The sequence below is a fragment of the Cellulomonas septica genome, assembly GCF_012396155.1.
Taxonomy (GTDB): Bacteria; Actinomycetota; Actinomycetes; order Actinomycetales; family Cellulomonadaceae; genus Cellulomonas; species Cellulomonas septica.
Genome location: NZ_JAAXOY010000892.1, coordinates 1 through 1,090 on the forward strand (window position 1 = coordinate 1; position 1,090 = coordinate 1,090).

Annotated in this window: 1 protein-coding gene; it reads right to left on the reverse strand. The window is 74.9% G+C overall.

The genetic code is table 11. The features are described 5' to 3' along the window. Positions 1 to 972: mechanosensitive ion channel family protein (locus HGA02_RS20065; RefSeq protein ID WP_246248145.1), on the reverse strand; the 972-nt coding region annotated here is incomplete at its 3' end. Between the last annotated feature and the right edge of the window lie 118 nt (positions 973 to 1,090).

Below are 1,090 nucleotides of genomic sequence, written 5' to 3' on the forward strand. Positions count from 1 at the left end.
GGGCGGTTCGGCGACCGGGCCCCGCGCCTCCCATCGCGTCCGCGGCAGGCCCTCGGGCGCCTCGCGCTGGAGCCAGCCGACCAGCCCCTCGCGCACGTAGCACCGCAGGTCGAACAGCGTGGGCGCGTCGCGCGCGCTCGCGAGGACCCGGACCCGCACCGCCCCGCCGACCGCGTCGGTGACCTGCAGGATGCCGACGCGGCCGTCCCACAGGTCCGTCGCCTCGAGCAGCCGGGTGAGCTCGGCGCGCATCGCGTCGACCGGGACTTCCCAGTCGAGGTCCAGCTCGACGGTGCCCAGCAGGTCGGCCTGGCGGCGGGTCCAGTTCTCGAACGGCGTGGTCGTGAAGTGCGTCGACGGCAGGATGAGGCGCCGGTCGTCCCACACGTGCACGACGACGTACGTGAGCGTGATCTCCTCGATCCGCCCCCACTCGCCGTCGACCACGACGACGTCGTCGACGCGGATCGCGTCGGTGAACGCGAGCTGCATCCCGGCGAACAGGTTGGCGAGCGAGCTCTGGGCGGCGAGGCCCGCGACGATCGACAGCAGCCCGGCCGACGCGAGCAGGCTCGCGCCGAAGGTCCGCGCCGACGGGAACGTGAGGAGGATCGCGGCGATCGCGCACACCACGAGCACCGCGACCGTGATGCGCCGGAGCAGCTGCACCTGCGTGCGCACGCGCCGGGCGCGCCGGTTGTCCTCGACGTCGATCCGGTACCGCGCGAGCGCGGCGTCCTCGAGCACGAACGCGAGGCTCCCGACCAGCCACGCGAGCGTGACGATCAGCAGGATGAGCAGCACGTGCTCGACGGTGACGCGCCACGGGGCGGGCTCCGTGCTGAGCCGCAGCGCGACCCACACGCCGACGACGAGCAGCACGGCCCGGGTGGGGCGGCGCGAGCGCCGGGTCAGGTCGGCCGCGACGGCCGAGCGTCGTGCGAGGCGCCGGACGAGCACGCCCACGAGCATCGCGAGGAGGTACGCGGCGACGACGCCAGCCGCGACGGCGAGCACGGGCCCGACGACGTTGCCCACCTCCTCGACGACGGACTCGACGGGGACGGGCGTGGCCTCGGGGGCGGGGACG